This is a genomic window from Streptomyces cinnabarinus, from assembly GCF_027270315.1.
Classification (GTDB): Bacteria; Actinomycetota; Actinomycetes; order Streptomycetales; family Streptomycetaceae; genus Streptomyces; species Streptomyces cinnabarinus.
In genome coordinates, this window is sequence record NZ_CP114413.1 from 5809311 (window position 1) to 5827402 (window position 18092).

At 67.6% G+C, this 18092-nt stretch carries 13 protein-coding genes; 7 read left to right on the forward strand and 6 right to left on the reverse strand.

Annotated elements, in window-relative coordinates:
- Window positions 1-14: 14 nt before the first annotated feature.
- Entirely contained in the window at window positions 15-305 is a 291-nt protein-coding gene (locus tag STRCI_RS26420; protein ID WP_269661459.1) for a hypothetical protein, read from the reverse strand.
- A gap of 449 nt (window positions 306-754) precedes the next feature.
- Between STRCI_RS26420 and STRCI_RS26425 the strand changes: the two genes are divergently transcribed.
- The 7 genes from STRCI_RS26425 to STRCI_RS26455 all read left to right on the forward strand — a co-directional run bounded on the left by STRCI_RS26425 (window position 755) and on the right by STRCI_RS26455 (window position 11753).
- Window positions 755-2779 (forward strand): ABC transporter family substrate-binding protein, encoded by a 2025-nt coding sequence (locus tag STRCI_RS26425; RefSeq protein ID WP_269664648.1) that lies wholly within the window; start codon window positions 755-757, stop codon window positions 2777-2779.
- Window positions 2780-2939: 160 nt separating this feature from the next.
- A complete protein-coding gene (typA, locus tag STRCI_RS26430; protein ID WP_269661460.1) occupies window positions 2940-4847 on the forward strand; it encodes a translational GTPase TypA in 1908 nt (635 codons plus the stop codon).
- 663 nt (window positions 4848-5510) lie between these two features.
- Window positions 5511-6545: an ABC transporter permease gene (locus STRCI_RS26435; RefSeq protein WP_269661461.1), complete on the forward strand. Its 1035-nt coding sequence runs from the start codon at window positions 5511-5513 to the stop codon at window positions 6543-6545.
- 108 nt (window positions 6546-6653) lie between these two features.
- Window positions 6654-8462: an ABC transporter substrate-binding protein gene (locus STRCI_RS26440; RefSeq protein WP_269661462.1), complete on the forward strand. Its 1809-nt coding sequence runs from the start codon at window positions 6654-6656 to the stop codon at window positions 8460-8462.
- Window positions 8463-8552: 90 nt separating this feature from the next.
- Entirely contained in the window at window positions 8553-9533 is a 981-nt protein-coding gene (locus tag STRCI_RS26445; RefSeq protein WP_269661463.1) for an ABC transporter permease, read from the forward strand.
- A gap of 22 nt (window positions 9534-9555) precedes the next feature.
- Window positions 9556-10617, forward strand: coding sequence for an ABC transporter ATP-binding protein (locus STRCI_RS26450; protein ID WP_269661464.1), 1062 nt, complete (start codon window positions 9556-9558; stop codon window positions 10615-10617).
- A 17-nt stretch (window positions 10618-10634) separates the two neighbouring features.
- Window positions 10635-11753, forward strand: a complete 1119-nt coding sequence (locus STRCI_RS26455; protein ID WP_269661465.1) for an ABC transporter ATP-binding protein — start codon at window positions 10635-10637, stop codon at window positions 11751-11753.
- Window positions 11754-11888: 135 nt separating this feature from the next.
- Here the strand turns inward: STRCI_RS26455 and STRCI_RS26460 are convergent, their stop codons facing one another.
- The 5 genes from STRCI_RS26460 to STRCI_RS26480 all read right to left on the reverse strand — a co-directional run bounded on the left by STRCI_RS26460 (window position 11889) and on the right by STRCI_RS26480 (window position 18043).
- Window positions 11889-12944: an ABC transporter ATP-binding protein gene (locus STRCI_RS26460; protein WP_269661466.1), complete on the reverse strand. Its 1056-nt coding sequence runs from the start codon at window positions 12942-12944 to the stop codon at window positions 11889-11891.
- 26 nt (window positions 12945-12970) lie between these two features.
- Complete coding sequence (locus STRCI_RS26465) at window positions 12971-14008, reverse strand: ABC transporter ATP-binding protein (protein WP_269661467.1); 1038 nt, start codon at window positions 14006-14008, stop codon at window positions 12971-12973.
- Between the two features lie 50 nt (window positions 14009-14058).
- Window positions 14059-15039: an ABC transporter permease gene (locus tag STRCI_RS26470; protein ID WP_269661468.1), complete on the reverse strand. Its 981-nt coding sequence runs from the start codon at window positions 15037-15039 to the stop codon at window positions 14059-14061.
- Window positions 15040-15165: 126 nt separating this feature from the next.
- A complete protein-coding gene (locus STRCI_RS26475; protein ID WP_269661469.1) occupies window positions 15166-16929 on the reverse strand; it encodes an ABC transporter substrate-binding protein in 1764 nt (587 codons plus the stop codon).
- A gap of 85 nt (window positions 16930-17014) precedes the next feature.
- Entirely contained in the window at window positions 17015-18043 is a 1029-nt protein-coding gene (locus STRCI_RS26480) for an ABC transporter permease (RefSeq protein ID WP_269661470.1), read from the reverse strand.
- Window positions 18044-18092: the final 49 nt, after the last annotated feature.

The window sequence follows — 18092 nt, forward strand, 5'->3', positions numbered from 1 at the left end:
GGTCGGTTTCGGGTTCAGGGTGCTCGTCGGTCCCGGGCGCCGAGACCCTCGTCGTCGGTGTCGATCCACAGCGAGTCGTCATACGGGGTGTCGGGGATCGTGACGAGATCGGGGCGCTTCTGCGGCGCGGGGGTGTTGGCCGCCGCACGCAGCATGGCCACGCTCTCGCGCAGGTGATCGCAGTCGGTACGGACGCGGCGGATGTCCAGACCGCCGCTGCCGAGCTGCTGCTCCAGACGGCTCACCGACCTGTTCAGGTCGTCGAGGCACCGCTGGACTGACATCAGGTCGTCGTGCACGGACATGACGTGACCTCACTTCCGTCGGCCGTGCGGCCGTGGGTGGCAACGTTCATGCGCCTGCGAGTGTTGCGCGTCACACCTGTCGCTGTGAAGGGACGTGCACCGATTGGCCGAGGCGCGTAGGTGCATCCCCTGGTGCGTTGCGCCGCACGGGTGGGGTTCCCGGCGTCGCTCGCCGTGTCGCAGCCCGTTGCCGAACCCTTTCCTCTTCAGTGGCCGCATAGATGTGATCAGCTCCATATACCGCCAAACGTGATCATAACTCCCGCGGCTCCCGGAGGTAAGCAGAGATGTCTCGAGACGGCGTCGGATCCGGCAGCGCCCCGAAGGGGCGCGGGGAACTGCGCGACCAGCCACGGCGTGCCGGCAGACGATCGACGGCCAGTCCCGGCCTTTCCCGCGGAGCGCAGCGCGCGGTCGCCTTTCTGACCGCGGGCGTGCTCGCGGTGCCGATGCTTTCCGGCTGTTCCTCCAAGGACCCCGCCGGTCAGCCGCTCGCCGGGCAGGACATCGCCCCCGCCGCCCGTTCCCTGGTCGCCGACGGCGGCACCCTGCGCTGGGCCGTGGACACCGTCCCGGACACCCTGAACACCTTCCAGGCGGACGCCGACGCCACCACCGCCCGGGTCGCCCAGGCCGTACTGCCCTCGCTGTACCGCCTCGACGAGAGCGGGCGGCCGGAGATCAACCCCGACTACCTGGAGTCCGCGAAGGTCGTCGAGACCGAGCCCAAGCAGGTCGTGCTGTACAAGCTGAACCAGCAGGCCGTGTGGAGCGACGGGCGAGAGATCGGCGCCGCCGACTTCGCCGCCCAGTGGCGGGCGCTGTCCGGCAAGGACTCGGCGTACTGGACCGCCCGCAACGCCGGGTACGAGCGGATCCAGCGGATCGAGCGGGGCGCCAACGACCTGGAGGTCAAGGTCACCTTCGCCCGCCCCTACGCGGACTGGCGCTCGCTGTTCTCCCCGCTGTACCCCAAGGGCGTCATGGGCACCCCGGACTCCTTCAACGACAGCGCCCGGCGCAAGCTCAAGGTCACCGCCGGGCCCTTCGCCGTGCGGAAGATCGACCGCAAGGACGACGAGATCACCCTCGCCCGCAACCCGCGCTGGTGGGGCAGTCCGCCCAGGCTGGACGAGATCGTGCTGCGCGCGGTACCGCGCGACGAACGGGCCCAGGCGCTGGCCGCCGGGACGCTCGACCTGGCCGAGATCGACACCGAGACCGTCCGCCGCATCGGGCTGCCGCCCGCCCGCCACGGCGCCAAGGGCACGAGCGGCCCGTCCGCCGACGGCACCCCGCAGGCCGGTCCCGAGGGCAGGAAGGCCGCCGAGCGGCCCAGGGCGATGACGAAGTACGACCGCCGGCAGCAGGCCCTGAAGCGCTTCGAGGTGCGCCGCTCGCTGGAGCCCGCCTTCACCCAGCTCGCCCTGAACGGCGCCGAGGGCCCGCTCGCCGACGAACGGGTCCGCCGGGCGGTGGCACGGGCGCTGGACCGCGAGGAGCTCGCCCGGGTCGTGCTGAAGCCGCTGGGGCTGCCGGCCGAGCCCGTCGGCAGCCATCTGGCGCTGGCCGGACAGGCCGCCTACGCCGATAACAGCGGGGCCCTGGGCGACCAGGACACCGCGGAGGCGCAGGCGCTCCTGGCGGACGCCGGATGGGTGCCCGGCGGCCCGGTGAAGCAGAAGAAGGGCGAGAAGGCGGCGGGCGCGGAGAAGGAGAAGAAGAAGGGGGACAAGGACGAGTCCTCGGGCAAGGACGAGGGCACCTACGTCGTCGGGGACGACGACAAGGCGCCCGCGGAGGCGGACCGGGAGAAGAAGCGGCACGGCCTGAAGCAGCAGGGCGGGGCGCAGGGCGCCTACGCGCCCAAGGGCACGGCGGCCCCGAAGGACGGCGCGGCCGGGGCGCTGGCGAAGGACGGCAAGCCGCTGACGCTCCGCTTCGTGCTGCCCTCGGGGCCGGGCTCGGAGACCCTGCGCATGGTCGCCGAGCGCATCCGCCGCATGCTCGACCGGGTCGGCATCCGCACCGAGCTGTCGAAGGTCTCGGACGAGAGCTACTTCAAGGACCACATCGCCTCCGGCGAGTACGACCTGGCCCTCTACTCCTGGCCCGCCTCCGCCTTCCCCGCCACCGACGCCCGCCCGATCTACGCCAAGCCGGTCCCGGCGGCGGACGGCTCGCTGAACGTGGAGCAGAACTACACCCGGGTCGGCACCGACCAGGTCGACCAACTGTTCGAGCAGGCGGTCTCCACCCTGAACGAGTCCGAGAGCAGGGGACTGATCCGCAAGGCGGACTCCCGGATCTGGGCGGCGGCCGGTTCCATCCCCCTCTACCAGCGCCCCCAGCTCACCGCGGCCAGGAAGACCCTGGCCAACACCGGTGCCTTCGGTTTCCGGACCCCGGTCTACGAGGACATGGGCTTCCTGAAGAAGGGCGCGCGCCCGGCCGCCGGACCGGCCGAGAAGTAGCCCCCATACCCACTCCTACCTGGGCAGAAGGGGCCTGGCGCGCCCCAGCTGCCCAGGCCCCGTACCATGGGGTGAGGCCGTGGCATGTCAAGCCCGGCAGGGCCCGCGTAACACAGATGTACGCGCAGGCCGTCCTCACACTCCGGGAGAACGCCGCAATATGGCCACGCGCCACGACATCCGTAACGTCGCTATCGTCGCCCACGTCGACCACGGCAAGACCACCATCGTCGACGGCATGCTGAAGCAGGCCGGCGCCTTCGCCGCGCACCAGCTCGACTCCGTCGACGACCGCATGATGGACTCGAACGACCTGGAGCGTGAGAAGGGCATCACGATCCTCGCCAAGAACACGGCGGTGAAGTACCACCCCAAGGACGGCGGGGACCCGATCACGATCAACATCATCGACACCCCCGGCCACGCCGACTTCGGTGGCGAGGTCGAGCGCGGTCTGTCGATGGTCGACGGTGTCGTCCTCCTGGTGGACGCCTCCGAGGGCCCGCTCCCGCAGACCCGCTTCGTGCTGCGCAAGGCGCTCCAGCAGCGTCTGCCCGTCATCCTGTGCATCAACAAGACGGACCGCCCGGACTCCCGGATCGACGAGGTCGTCAACGAGACCTACGACCTCTTCCTCGACCTGGACGCCGACGAGGACCAGATCGAGTTCCCGATCGTCTACGCCTGCGGCCGGGACGGCGTCGCCTCGCTGACCAAGCCGGAGAACGGCACGGTCCCCGCGGACTCCAACAGCCTGGAGCCGTTCTTCTCCACGATCCTGGAGCACATCCCGGCCCCGACCTTCGACGAGGCCGCCCCGCTCCAGGCGCACGTCACCAACCTGGACGCCGACAACTTCCTCGGCCGTATCGCGCTGCTCCGCGTCGAGCAGGGCGAGCTGCGCAAGGGCCAGACCGTCGCGTGGATCAAGCGTGACGGAACGATCGGCAACGTCCGCATCACCGAGCTGATGATGACCGAGGCGCTCACCCGCAAGCCGGCCGAGGTGGCCGGCCCCGGTGACATCTGCGCCGTCGCGGGTATCCCGGACATCATGATCGGCGAGACTCTCGCGGACACCGAGAACCCGGTCGCCCTCCCGCTGATCACGGTCGACGAGCCCGCGATCTCCATGGTCATCGGTACCAACACCTCGCCGCTGGTCGGCCGCGGTGCCACCGGCAAGGGCGCGGACGCCAAGGCCGTGGTCAAGGACCGCAAGGTCACCGCCCGTCAGGTCAAGGACCGCCTGGACCGCGAGCTGATCGGTAACGTCTCGCTGCGCGTGCTCGACACCGAGCGCCCGGACGCCTGGGAGGTCCAGGGCCGTGGTGAGCTCGCGCTCGCCATCCTGGTCGAGCAGATGCGCCGTGAGGGCTTCGAGCTGACCATCGGCAAGCCCCAGGTCGTCACCAAGGAGGTCGACGGCAAGACCTACGAGCCCGTCGAGCGCATGACGATCGACGTGCCCGAGGAGCACATGGGCGCGGTCACGCAGCTCATGGGCGTCCGCAAGGGCCGGATGGACAACATGTCCAACCACGGCTCCGGCTGGGTCCGCATGGAGTTCGTCGTGCCCTCGCGTGGTCTGATCGGATTCCGGACGGAGTTCCTGACCCAGACCCGCGGCACCGGCATCGGCCACTCCATCCACGAGGGCTTCGAGCCCTGGTTCGGCACGCTGCAGACCCGCAACAACGGCTCGCTCGTCGCCGACCGCTCCGGCGCCGTCACCGCGTTCGCGATGACGAACCTCCAGGAGCGCGGCGTGCTGTTCACCGACCCCGGCACCGAGGTGTACGAGGGCATGATCGTCGGCGAGAACTCGCGCTCCGACGACATGGACGTGAACATCACCAAGGAGAAGAAGCTGACGAACATGCGGTCGTCGTCGGCTGATTCGTTCGAGGCGATCGTCCCGCCGCGCAAGCTCTCGCTGGAGCAGTCCCTGGAGTTCTGCCGTGACGACGAGTGCGTCGAGGTGACCCCGGAGGCCGTTCGCATCCGCAAGGTCGTGCTCGACCAGCGGGACCGCGCCCGCACCGCGAGCCGCGCCAAGCACGGCTGATCCACCGGCCGACGGCGGCCGATACACCGGCACTTGAGCCCGGGTCCCCTCATGGTGAGGGGATCCGGGCTTTTTGCAACCGGTTTTTCGACCCCTGAGTGTCCGAAATGCGGAGATCCTCGCCCGATAGCCATGTAACACGTCCGTTTCGCGCCCTTCTTGAGGCGAACGCTTTGTCCAGATTTTGGAAGGTCTACGCGGCAGCTGTGACTGAATTGAGATTTAAAGACAGTGGTCGGTAGTTGGCACATGGCAGATAGTTAGCCGCGTAGCGCTCGGGTCAATGGGTCTCGCGCTGTGGGGACAGCGCCGGCTCACGAGCACCAGGGGGTGCCTGACCCTCCGTCAGGGGTGTCGGAGGAAAGGCATGTACCCCCTCCTGTCGGTGAACGCGTTGAGTCACTAGGAGGAACCCATGTGCGGTGTCATGCACACCAAGTGGGTCATGCCGTCCGCTGTCGTCAATCCACGCGAGGCGCGGGGCAGTTGCCGCTGAGGCGGCTGTCGGCGGATTGAGACCGCCGTTCAACTACGCGCGTCCGGCTGCGGATTTCCCGCATGCCTCGGGGTGCCCCGACGTTTCTCCATGATCCGATCCGCGACCACGCACACCCTGCGCCGGTCGTGGGTTCGGCACACCCACACCTGTGAAACGGACGAACTGTGACAAGTCCTATCGACATCGAGGGCGGCGGGAGTTCGGTCGTCGTCGACGGCGAACCAGAGCCGAAGACGAAGCCCGAGGACGAGACACTCGTCGGCCGGTCACCCGGCCAGCTGATGTGGATCCGCTTCAAACGCGACCGCACCGGAGTGATCTCGGCCTACGTCGTCATCTTCTTCTTCCTGATCGGACTGCTCGCCCCGCTGATCTCCAAGCTGTACGGCAAGACCCCGTACACGGTCTACGCCGACGAGCGCCCCGAGCTGTTCGACAGCGCGGGTGTGCCGGTACAGCCCAACGGAGGCATCAGCGGCGAGTTCTGGTTCGGCCTCGAACCGGGCAACGGCTACGACGTCTTCACCAAGCTGATCTACGGCATCCGCAACTCCCTGGGCATCTCGCTCGCGGTGACCCTGGCCACCGTGCTGACCGGCATCGTCCTCGGAGTCGCGGCCGGCTACCTCGGCGGCAAGACCGACTACGTGATCAGCCGGGTGATCGACTTCCTGCTCGCCATCCCCTCCCAGCTGTTCTTCATCGCGAGCATGCCGGTCGTGGTCTCCCTGTTCGTCAGCCCGCGCGACGAAACCCCGGTCTACGTCCGGGTGGTGGCGCTGATCTCGGTGATGTGGGTGCTCGGCTGGATGAGCCTCGCGCGCATCCTGCGCGGCACCGCACTGGCCCTGCGAGAACGGGAGTTCATCGAGGCCGCCAAGGTGAGCGGAGCGCCACCGGGGCGGATCATCCGCAAGGAGATCCTGCCCAACGTGGTCACCCCGATCCTGGTGCAGGCGACCTACATGCTGCCGAACTTCGTGACCGCCGAAGCCGGCCTGTCCTTCCTCGGAGTGGGGCTGGTCGAACCGACCCCGGACTGGGGCCAGATGTTCTCCAAGGCGGCCACCGAGCTCGTCATGCAGAACGACATCACCTACATGTTCTTCCCGGGCATCTCGATGATCGTCTTCATCGTGGCCTTCAACCTGCTCGGGGACTCGGTCCGGGACGCCTTCGATCCCAAGACGGCCCGCTGACCGAGACGTTGAGGGGCGTCCTCGCCCGACCTCCGGCCGACGGCACGACTGTCGACGGACAGCACTTCATCGGCACTGATGAACACACAGATGGGTGGGAATTGAGTGATGGGTAAGGGTGGACGCCACGCGTACGCCGCGGTCTCACTGCTCGCCGCGGGAGCTCTTGTGCTCACCGGCTGCAGCGAGGGCGGCAGTGAGGGCACGGGCAACGACAAGCAGGACAAGGAGAACGCCGAGCGGCAGCAGGCGGGCATCGAGTTCGGTGACGCCAAGGCGTCGACCGGCCCCGCCGCCGAGGTCCCCGGCGCCAAGCCGGGCGGCACGATCACCGTGCTCCAGCGCGACAGCTTCGCGCACCTGGACCCCGGCCAGATCTACGTCTCCGACGAGATGGCCCTGTCGCAGCTGATCCACAGAGGGCTCACCGGTTACAAGGCCACCAGCGACGACGGCAAGGAGCACGAGGTCGTCGGTGACCTGGCCACCGACTCCGGCACCACCACCGACGGCGGCAAGACCTGGAAGTTCACGCTGAAGGACGGGGTGAAGTGGGCCGACGGCTCCGCGATCACCTCCGCGGACGTGCGCCACACCTACGAGCGGCTGTTCGCGCCGTTCGTCTCCAACGGCCCGACCTTCATCCAGCAGTGGCTCGCCGACACCCCGGGTGCCGAGTACCGGAACCTCCTCAAGGGCGGCCCGTACGAGGGCAAGCACCTGCCGGACGACGTCCTGGAGACGCCGGACGACAAAACGATCGTCTTCAAGTTCAAGACGGCCAAGCCTGACCTGCCGTACGCGCTGGCCATGGCGGGCTACTCGATCGTCTCCGAGAAGAACGACACCAAGGAGAAGTACGACAAGGAGCCGATGACGGCCGGTCCGTACAAGATCCAGGAGTTCAAGTCCGGCAAGTCGATGACGCTGGTCAAGAACACCAACTGGGACGCGAAGACGGACCCGATCCGGCACCAGTACGTCGACCAGTTCAACTTCCAGTTCAACAAGCAGTACGAGGACTCCACCAAGGCCATCCTCGACGACTCCGGCACCAACGCGACCGCGGTCAGCTTCAGCAACCAGGTCGACGCGGGCAACCTGTCCAAGGTCCTGAAGGACACCTCGATGGACGCCCGCCGGATCTCCGGCTACCAGCCGTACGTGGGCCAGATCAACGTGAACCTGACCCACAAGGAGATGCAGGACAAGACGGTCCGTGAGGCCATCGCCTACGCCCTGCCCGTCACCCCGTTCGTGCGCGCCTACGGCGGCACCGACGCGATGGAGGTCGCCGGCGGTCTGATCAGCCCGACCGTCACCGGCTACGACCCGGGCTTCGACCCCTTCGGCAAGAAGAAGAAGCCCGCGGGTGACCCGGCGAAGGCCAAGGAACTGCTGGAGAAGGCCGGCAAGTCGGGCCTGAAGCTGACCTTCGGCTACATCAACACCCCTGAGGGCCAGCAGTACTCCACCGCCATGGCGGCGGGCCTGGAGAAGGCCGGCTTCGACGTGCAGCGCCAGGAGATCCCGGCCGAGACGTACTACGACCAGGTCAGCAAGGTCGACAACAACTTCGACATCTACCACACCGCGTGGGGTGCCGACTGGCCGAGCGCCTCGACCGTCATCCCGCCGCTGTACGACGGCCGTCAGATCCAGGACGGCGCCTCGAACTACTCGCACATCAACGACCCGAAGGTCAACGCGGACATCGACAAGGCGTCCACCATCACCGACCCGGTGAAGGCCGCCGAGGCGTGGAACGCCATCAACGAGTACATCGTCAAGGACGTCGTCTCCAACATCCCGACGGCGTACTACAAGCAGACCCAGATCGCCGGTTCCAAGATCGGTGGCCTGGTCTACGACGACGTCATCGGCGGCGTCGACCCGCGCCGGCTGTTCGTGAAGTAACCCCTTCCCGACCGCGGTGCCCGGTGCGCCCCGTCCCGTGACGGGGCGCACCGCGCCGCACGGCCTTCGAGTCCGAAAGCTGCCACTGAGATGCTGCGCTTCCTCTTCCGCCGGATCCTCGGCTCGATCGTGATCCTGATCCTGCTGACCGTCGTCGCCTTCCTGCTCTTCTTCGGTATGCCCCGTGACCCGGCGCTGCTGATGTGCGGCAAGACGTGTACACCCGAGGCACTGGAGAACATCCACGCCACGCTCGGCATCGACAAGTCGATCCCCGAGCAGTTCTGGATCTTCTTGCAGGGCGTCTTCATGGGCCGCGACGACTTCAACCAAGGGCCCTGCCCCGCCCCCTGTTTCGGCTACTCGTACCACACCAACGAGCAGGTCTGGTCCACCCTGATGGACCGGCTGCCGCTGACCGCCTCGCTCGCGCTCGGCGCCACCGTGGTGTTCCTCTTCGTCGGCCTCGGCACCGGAATGATCGCCGCCTGGCGGCGCGGCACGCTGGTGGACAAGTCCTTCACCGCGGGCTCCATGGTGCTCAGTTCCATGCAGATCTACTTCCTGGGCCCGCTGGCCATGGCCGTGCTGGTGTACCAGACCCATCTCTTCGACGAACCCCGCTACACCGAACTCACCGCTGATCCGGTCGCCTGGTTCACCGGGCTGATCATCCCGTGGGTCGTGCTGTCCACCATCTTCGCCGCGCAGTACACCCGTATGGCGCGCTCCTCGATGATCGAACAGCTCCAGGAGGAACACGTCCGCACGGCCCGCGCCAAGGGCATGAGCAGACGCTATGTCTTCTTCCGGTACGCCTGGCGTGGCTCGCTCATCCCGATCGTCACCATCCTCGGCATCGACCTCTCCTCGATGCTGGGCGGCGCGATCATCACCGAGTACACCTTCGGACTGCCCGGGCTCGGGCATCTGGCGGTGGAGTCGGTGCAGTTCAGCGATCTTCCGCTGCTGCTGGGCGTGATGTTGTTCGCCGCCACCATGATCCTGATGTGCAACATCATCGTCGATGCCTTCTACGCCGTGATCGACCCGCGCGTGCGGCTGTCGTAGCCGCGCCCCTTAGGAGCACTTCGTGACCACTTTGACCAAGGAGGCCGGGGCGCCCGTCCCGGCCGGCGCGGGCGCGTTTCTCTCGGTGCGGGATCTGCACGTCAGCTTCCGGACCGAGGACGGCGTCGTCCGGGCCGTGGACGGGCTCTCCTTCGACCTCGAACGCGGCAGCACCCTCGGCATCGTCGGGGAGTCGGGCTCGGGCAAGTCCGTCACCAACCTGACCGTCCTCGGCCTGCACAACCCGATGTTCACCACCGTCGAGGGCGAGATCCTGCTGGAGGGGCAGGAGCTGACCACCGCCCGGGAGTCGGAGCTGGAGCGGCTGCGCGGCAACAAGGTCGCGATGATCTTCCAGGACCCGCTGACCGCGCTCTCCCCCTATTACACGGTGGGCCGGCAGATCGCCGAGCCGTACATGAAGCACCGGGGTGCCTCCAAGAAGGAGGCGTGGTCGCGGGCGGTGGAGATGCTCGGCAAGGTCGGCATCCCCAACCCCAAGGAGCGGGCGAAGGATTACCCGCACCAGTTCTCCGGCGGTATGCGCCAGCGCGCGATGATCGCCATGGCCCTGGTCTGCGACCCGGACCTGCTGATCGCCGACGAGCCGACCACGGCCCTGGACGTGACCGTCCAGGCGCAGATCCTGGACCTCCTCAAGGACCTCCAGCAGGAGTTCGGCTCGGCGATCATCTTCATCACGCACGACCTCGGGGTCATCGCCGACATGGCCGACGACATCATGGTGATGTACGCGGGCGGCGCGATCGAGCGGGGCTCGGCCGCCGAGGTGCTCAGGGCGCCCCAACACCCGTACACCTGGGGCCTGCTGAACTCGATGCCGCGGATCAACTCGGACGTCGGCGCCCCGCTGGCGCCCATCCCGGGCTCCCCGCCCTCGCTGCTGAAGCCGCCCCCGGGCTGCCGGTTCCATCCGCGCTGCACCTTCCAGGACCGGGTGGGCGGCGGCCGCTGCGTCACCGAACGCCCGCTGCTGGCTCCCGACCGGGCCTCCGCCTGTCATCTGACGGCGGAACAGAAGCGGACCATCTTCATCGAAGAGATCAAGCCCCGGCTGGGCTAGGGCCAGGAGGACACGTCATGACAGAGGACCTCGTCCTCCCCGCACCCCGGCAGGCCGAGACGGCCGGGGAGCCACTGCTGAAGGTGGAAGGGCTGACCAAGCACTTCCCGGTCAAGGGCGGTTTCCCGATCCGCCGCACGGTCGGCCATGTGCAGGCCGTCGACGGCATCGACCTGACCGTGAACGTCGGGGAGAGCTTCGGCCTGGTGGGGGAGTCGGGCTGCGGCAAGTCCACCACCGGGCGGCTGATCACCCGCCTGCTGGAACCGACCAGCGGCTCGATCTCCTACCGCGGCAAGGACATCACCCACGCCAGCCGCAAGCAGCTCGCCCCGATCAGGTCCGAGATCCAGATGATCTTCCAGGACCCCTACTCCTCGCTCAATCCCCGGCAGACGGTCGGCAAGATCATCTCCAGTCCGATGGAGATCAACGGCATCAACCCGGAGGGCGGCCGCGAGAAACGCGTGCGCGAACTCCTGGAGATCGTCGGCCTCAACCCCGAGCACTACAACCGCTTCCCGCACGAGTTCTCCGGCGGCCAGCGCCAGCGCATCGGCGTGGCCCGCGCGCTGGCCCTGGAACCGAAACTCATCGTGGCGGACGAACCGGTGTCGGCCCTGGACGTCTCCATCCAGGCGCAGGTGGTCAACCTGCTCCAGAAGGTGCAGCGGGAACTCGGCATCGCGTTCCTGTTCATCGCCCATGACCTCGCCGTCGTACGGCACTTCTCGCAGCGCGTCGCGGTCATGTACCTCGGCAAGGTGATCGAGGTCGGCGACCGGGAGTCCATCTACACCCGCCCCCGCCACCCCTACACCCACGCCCTGCTCTCCGCGGTGCCCGAGGTGAACCTGGCCGAGGAGGAGGCGGCCCCGCGGGAGCGCATCCGCCTCGCGGGCGACGTACCGTCCCCGATCTCCCCGCCCTCCGGCTGCCGCTTCCGCACCCGGTGCTGGAAGGCGCAGGACAAGTGCGCGACGCAGGAGCCGCCACTGGTCCGCCTCTCCGGCAATCACGAGGGCCACCTGACGGCATGCCACTTCCCGGAGGATCCCTCGATCGAGGCCCGGGACGAGGACATCGTGCTGGACCCGGCGCTGGCGGCGTTGGAGGAGGCGCTGGAGGAGAACTGAGGACTCACGGCGAAGGAAGAGGGCCCGTGCCATAAGGCACGGGCCCTCGTTCCCTGGGAGCGGACGTTCATGGGCTCGGGTCAATGGGCCGGTGAAAGTCCGTTCCGTCGGCGGCGGCTGACGAAAAGGGGTGTGTCAGGCCGACACCTCAGGGTCCTTGGCGAGACGGGGCGCGGGCACGGTGACCGCGGTGGTCTCCGTCTCGGGGTAGTGGCAAGCGGTCAGATGGCCGGGCTTGTTGCCCTCGACCTGGACCAGCGGCGGCGCCTCCGTGGAGCACTTCTCCGTCGCCTTCCAGCAGCGGGTGCGGAAGCGGCAGCCGGAGGGCGGGTTGATCGGGGAGGGCACGTCACCGGTCAGGCGGATGCGCTCACGGGCGGGCTGGTCGTCGGCGTTCGCCTCCGGTACGGCGGAGAGCAGGGCCCGCGTGTAGGGGTGACGCGGATTGCCGTAGAGATCATCGCGGTCGGCGATCTCGACGATCTTACCCAGGTACATGACCGCGACGCGCTGCGAGAAGTGCCGTACCACCGCGAGGTCGTGGGCGATGAAGACGAACGCGATGCCGAGTTCCCGCTGCACCTTCTGGAGCAGGTTCACGACCTGGGCCTGGATCGAGACGTCGAGCGCGGAGACCGGCTCGTCGGCGACGATCAGCTTCGGTTCCAGGGCGAGTGCGCGGGCGACGCCGATGCGCTGGCGCTGGCCGCCGGAGAACTCGTGCGGGAAGCGGTTGTAGTGCTCGGGGTTGAGGCCGACGATCTCCAGGAGTTCGCGGACCCGCTTCTCGCGGCCGCCATCCGGGTTGATGTCGTTGATCTCCATCGGACCCGAGATGATCTTGCCGACGGTGTGCCGCGGGTTGAGCGAGGCGTACGGGTCCTGGAAGATCATCTGGATCTCGGAGCGGACCGGCGCCAGCTGCTTGCGGCCGGCGTGGGTGATGTCCTTGCCGCGGTAGGAGATCGTGCCCGCCGTCGGCTCCAGCAGGCGGGTGATCAGCCGGCCGGTCGTCGACTTGCCGCAGCCCGACTCGCCGACCAGACCGAGGCTCTCGCCCTCGTTGACCTGGAAGTCCAGGCCGTCGACGGCCTGCACATGGCCGACGGTCCGGCGGATCGGGAAACCGCCCTTGATCGGGAAGTGTTTGGTCAGCCCGGAGACGTCCAGGAGGGGAGTGGTGCTGCTCATGGTGGTGAAATCCCGTCTTGAGTACGTCAGTTGGAGCGGCTGCCGGCGAGGTCGGTGAAGAACTCGCGGCGCTGTTCGGCGGTCAGGTGGCAGGCGGAGCCGCGTCCGTCGACGATCTCCAGCGCCGGCCGCTCGGACGAGCACAGCCCGCCCTCGACCTTCTCCGGGAAGGCGCACCGCGGGTGGAAGCGGCAGCCCGACGGCGGGTTCAGCAGCGAGGGCGGCGAACCCGGGATCGGGTTGAGCGGTACGTCCACCGGACCGTCCAGGCTCGGCATCGAGCCCAGCAGGCCCCAGGTGTAGGGGTGCTGCGGGTCGCGCAGCACCTCCTCCTTCGTACCGCGCTCCACACAGCGGCCGCCGTACATCACCAGCACGTCGTCGGCGATGTCCGCGATCACGCCCAGGTCGTGCGTGATGAAGATGATCGCGGTGCCGAACTCCTTCTGGAGGTCCTTGAGCAGGTCCATGATCTGGGCCTGCACGGTCACGTCCAGCGCGGTGGTCGGCTCGTCGGCGATCAGCAGCTCGGGGTCGCAGACCAGGGCCATGGCGATCATCGCGCGCTGGCGCATACCGCCGGAGAACTGGTGCGGGTAGTCGTCGACCCGCACATCGGGCTGCGGGATGCCGACCCGGGTCAGCATCTCGATCGCCCGCGCCCGCGCCTGCTGCTTGGTGCAGCCGGTGTGCTTGCGGTACGTCTCGCCGATCTGCCTGCCGATGGTGTGGTACGGCGACAGCGAGGTCAGCGCGTCCTGGAAGATCATCGACATCTTGTTGCCGCGCAGCTTCTCCAGGGTCTTCTCCGGCGCCCCGTTCAGCTCCTCGCCGTCGAGCAGGATCGAGCCCTCGACGGTGGTGGCGTCCGGGTTGTGCAGGCCCAGGATGGTCAGGTTGGTGACCGACTTGCCGGACCCGGACTCACCCACGATGCCCAGCGTCTTGCCGCGTGCGAGGTCGAAGGAGAGACCGTCGACGGCCTTGACGGTGCCGTCCTCGGTCGAGAAGTGCACCTTCAGGTCCTTGATGGACAGGAAGGGCTGCTGTTCGGTGCTCGTCACGGGGACGCTCCAGTAAGGGGTGATGCGGGGTAGCTGGTGGGGGCGGCGGGTCAGGCGAGCCTGATGCGCGGGTCGATGAGGGCGTAGCAGGCGTCCACGAAGATGTTGGCGACCACCACGAAGGACGCGGTGAGGACCATGACACCGAGCAGCATCGGAAGGTCGTTGGTGAACACGGACTTCACCGCGAGCATGCCGATGCCCTGGAGGCTGAAGGTCTGCTCGGTGATCATCGCGCCGCCGAGCAGGACACCGAGGTCGATGCCGAAGATGGTGACGATCGGGCCCATGGCGCCGCGCCAGGCGAAGCGGAAGAAGACGGTGCGCCGGGACAGGCCCTTGGCGCGGGCGGTGCGGACGTAGTCCTCGTTGAGCGTCTCGACCATCTGGGAACGCGTCATACGGGTGTAGTTCGCGGTGAAGATCAGCGCGAGCACCAGCCAGGGGAGCAGCAGCCCGCTGAACCAGGCGCCCGGGTTCTCGGTGAACGGCGTGTAGCCCGGCTGGTCCAGGATGTTCCACTGGTACACGAAGAAGTACAGGGCCAGGGTGCCGACGAAGTAGATCTGCATCGAGGAGGCGACCAGCGAGGCGCCGGAGGCGATCTTGTCGATCGGCTTGCCCTGGTGGCGCGCGGCCAGCATGCCCATACCGACACCGAACACGACGAAGACCACGGCGGCTCCCATGCCCAGGGAGAACGTCGTGGGGAAGCGGTCCAGGACCGTGGAGAGCACCGGCTCGCGGTTGACGAAGGAGTAACCCAGGCAGGGCGCCTCGCAGTTGCCGAAGCCCGCGTAGTCACGGCCGACGAAGATTCCGGCCAGCCAGTCCCAGTACTGCTGCGGAAGCGGGTCGGCGATCCCCATGTTGTGGCGGATCAGCTCAAGCGTCTCCGGCGTGCACAGCTTGCCGCAGGCCATCCGGGCCGGATCGCGCGGCACCGAGTAGAACAGCATGAACGTGACCGCGCTGATGATCAACAGCGTGATCACGGCGCCGAGGAGCCGGCGCGTGAGGAAGCGAAGCATGGGGAGTGGCTTTCCTGGGAGGGCCGTCGTGCGGATCGGGCCGGGCCGGGGGTGACCGGTGGCCCGGAGGACGAGAGCCGAGGGTGGGGGCGGCCGATGGGCCGCCCCCACCGCTCAGGTGATGGATCAGGCCTTGACGTACATCTTGTAGAGCATGCAGCCGTCGAAGTTCGGGTCCATCTTCACGTTGCCGAGCTTGGAACCGTGCAGGTAGATGCGCTTCATGTAGACGTCGGGGATGAAGGCGCCGGTCTCCGTGACCTGCTTGTCCAGGGCGGCCCACATCTCGTTGGCCTTGTCCTGGTCGACCTCGGCGGTGGCGGCCTTGATGGCGGCGTCCACGGCCGGGTCCTTCAGGTGGGAGTAGTTCTGGCCCTGGTCCTTGACCTGGGTGGACTCGAACAGCGGCTGGAAGACCGAGTAACCGGTCGGCCAGTCGGAGCTCCAGCCGCCCCAGTAGATGTCGAAGCCGTTGTCGAGCTTGCCGACCTGGTCGTACCAGGTGGTGGAGTCGATCGCCTTGGTGACGACCTCGAAGCCGGCCTTCTTCAGGGCCTGCTCGACGACGACCTTGACCTTCGCGTTGGTCGGGTCGTTCTGGTAGGCGTAGACGACCTTGTAACCGGTCTTGCCGGCCTTCTCCAGGACCTTCTTCGCCCCGGCCGGGTCGCCCGCCGGGTTCTTCAGCTTGCCCCAGACGTCCTGCGACTTGTAGCCGGCGACGAGCGGGCTCATGATGCCGGTCGCGTAGTCACCGCGGTTGGCGCCGCCCTGGAGCTGACGGATCGCGGCCGTCGGCCAGGCGCGGATGATCGCCTCACGGACCGGCAGGTCCGCCACGCGGGTGGTGTTGATCCAGTAGACGCTGGTGCCGTTGGACAGGCCCGAGAAGACCCGGTCCTTGGCCTCGCTGGTCGCCTTGGCGACCCGCTCGACCGGCACGGTACGCCAGGAGACGGCGTACTGGTCATCGCCCGCGTCGGCGAGCAGGCGGTCGGCGGCGGTGAGCTGCTCGATGCCGAAGGTGAAGTTGAACTCGTCCGGGTAGGCGTTGCGGATCGGGTCCGTCGCCGGGTCCCAGTTCTCGTTGCGGACCAGGACCATCGACTTGTCGGTCGTGTGGCTCTTGATCTTGTAAGGGCCGTTGGAGACCGGCTTCTTGTCGTAGTCCTGCTTGGTGTCCTTCTTCACCGGGGTCGGCGCGTAGGAGTGCATCGCGACGACGTAGTTGAAGTCCGGACGGGCCTCGGAGAGGTGGAAGGTGATCGACTTGCCGCTGGTCTCGATCGACTTCAGGTGCTTGTTCTTGTACGGACCCGAGTACGACTTGCGGTAGTCCGTGGAGCCGGTCAGCCAGGTCTGGACGTAGAAGGCGCCCTCGGTGACGAAGTCGGCGAAGGCACGCTCGATGCCGTGGCGGACGTCATCGACGGTGACGTCGGAGCCGTCCTCCCACTTCACGCCGTCCTTCAGCGTGAAGGTCCACTTCTTGCCGCCGTCCTCCATCTTGCCCGTGTCGGTGGCGAGGTCGCCGACGAGGGTCTGGGAGCCGTCGTCCGCGATCTTGTAGCCGGTCAGGGTGCGGGACAGCACGACCGCCGCGAGGGAGTTCCAGGCGTAGTAGATGCGCTGCGGGTCGAGGTGCGAGAAGTCGTCGTCGTTGAGAAGGGAGACCTTGCCGCCCTTCTTCGCGCCGGAGACCTCGGGGGCCGGGCCCTTGGAGTCCTCCGCGGTGCCGATCTTGACCGTGGTCGCGTTGGCCTTGGCGGCCTCGGCCTTCCCACCACCGGAGTTGCTGGTGGAGTCGCCGCTGCTGCACGCGGTCAGCACGGAGCTCGAAGCGGCGGCCACACCGGTGGCTATCAGGAAGTTTCTGCGCGAGAAGGACATCGCAATCCTGCCTTGGTAAGTGAGTGGATGAGAGGGAGGATCCGGCACCCCGGCACCTTCGCCGTGGTCCTGAAAAGGGCCGGAGTCAGCGCTTGGTCTTCGGGTCGAGCGCGTCGCGTACCGAGTCACCGAGCAGGTTGAACGCCAGTACGAAGATCACCATGGCCATGCCCGGGAAGAGCAGGAAGGTGATGTCGTCCTGGTAGAACTTGGCGGCGTAGCCGATCATGACGCCCCAGTCGGGGGTCGGGTCCTGAAGGCCCACGCCGAGGAAGGCGAGACCGGCCTCCGTGGTCACCATCGCCGGGAGGGTGAGGGTGCCCTGGATGAGGATCGGCGTCCACAGGTTCGGCAGCAGCTCCTTGAAGATGATGCGTGCCGGAGAGGCGCCGGTGACCTTGGCGGCCTCGACGAACTCGCGCTCGCGCAGGGCCAGTACCTGGCCGCGCAGCAGTCGCGCGATGGAGGCCCAGCCGAAGAGGGTGAGCAGACCGATCAGACAGGTGACGGTCAGCCAGACCGGGGTGTTCTCGTCCGCCGCGACGAACAGGGCGATCACCACGGGGGTGAAGGCGACGAAGAACAGCTGCGACGGGAAGGCCAGCAGGATGTCGATGACCCGGCCGAGGAACCAGTCCGTCTTGCCGCCCACGTAGCCCGCGGTCACGCCGATCACCACACCGACGAGCACCACCAGGAGCGTGATGGCGGTGGCGATGAGCAGCGAGTTGCGGATCGCGTAGAGCAGGAAGGTGAAGACGTCGCGGCCGAGCTGGGGGTCGATACCGAACCAGAACTCGCCGCTCATACCGCCGTTGGGACCGACGGGGAAGCCGTTGTCTCCCAGCAGGCCGGGCGTGTTGATGCCGTACGTCGTGTACGGATCCTTCCCGTACAGCTTGGCGATCAGCGGGGCGCACAGGGCGATCACGAAGAAGGCGATCACGACAAATGCCGCGATCACGCCCGTACGGTCCCGCTTGAAGCGACGCCAGGCGAGCTGTCCCGGGGACCTGCTCTCGTTGGCCGCGGGTGCGGGAGAAGTGATCGACTTCTCGACGCTCTCGTCGGTCGCCTCAAGCTGGGCAGCCGCTGATGGAGTTGGGGGGGTCATGGTGCTCCTGGCCCAGGGGAGGGTCTGAATGACTCCGCAGGGCACTCCC

Excerpts from the sequence above, each read along its gene's own strand:
- STRCI_RS26420 (WP_269661459.1), bottom strand. The coding sequence starts at position 305 with ATGTCCGTGCACGACGACCTGATGTCAGTCCAGCGGTGCCTCGACGAC.
- STRCI_RS26475 (WP_269661469.1), bottom strand. The coding sequence starts at position 16,929 with ATGTCCTTCTCGCGCAGAAACTTCCTGATAGCCACCGGTGTGGCCGCC.
- STRCI_RS26455 (WP_269661465.1), top strand. The coding sequence starts at position 10,635 with ATGACAGAGGACCTCGTCCTCCCCGCACCCCGGCAGGCCGAGACGGCC.
- STRCI_RS26445 (WP_269661463.1), top strand. The coding sequence starts at position 8,553 with ATGCTGCGCTTCCTCTTCCGCCGGATCCTCGGCTCGATCGTGATCCTG.
- typA (WP_269661460.1), top strand. The coding sequence starts at position 2,940 with ATGGCCACGCGCCACGACATCCGTAACGTCGCTATCGTCGCCCACGTC.
- STRCI_RS26440 (WP_269661462.1), top strand. The coding sequence starts at position 6,654 with ATGGGTAAGGGTGGACGCCACGCGTACGCCGCGGTCTCACTGCTCGCC.
- STRCI_RS26480 (WP_269661470.1), bottom strand. The coding sequence starts at position 18,043 with ATGACCCCCCCAACTCCATCAGCGGCTGCCCAGCTTGAGGCGACCGAC.
- STRCI_RS26460 (WP_269661466.1), bottom strand. The coding sequence starts at position 12,944 with ATGAGCAGCACCACTCCCCTCCTGGACGTCTCCGGGCTGACCAAACAC.
- STRCI_RS26470 (WP_269661468.1), bottom strand. The coding sequence starts at position 15,039 with ATGCTTCGCTTCCTCACGCGCCGGCTCCTCGGCGCCGTGATCACGCTG.
- STRCI_RS26425 (WP_269664648.1), top strand. The coding sequence starts at position 755 with ATGCTTTCCGGCTGTTCCTCCAAGGACCCCGCCGGTCAGCCGCTCGCC.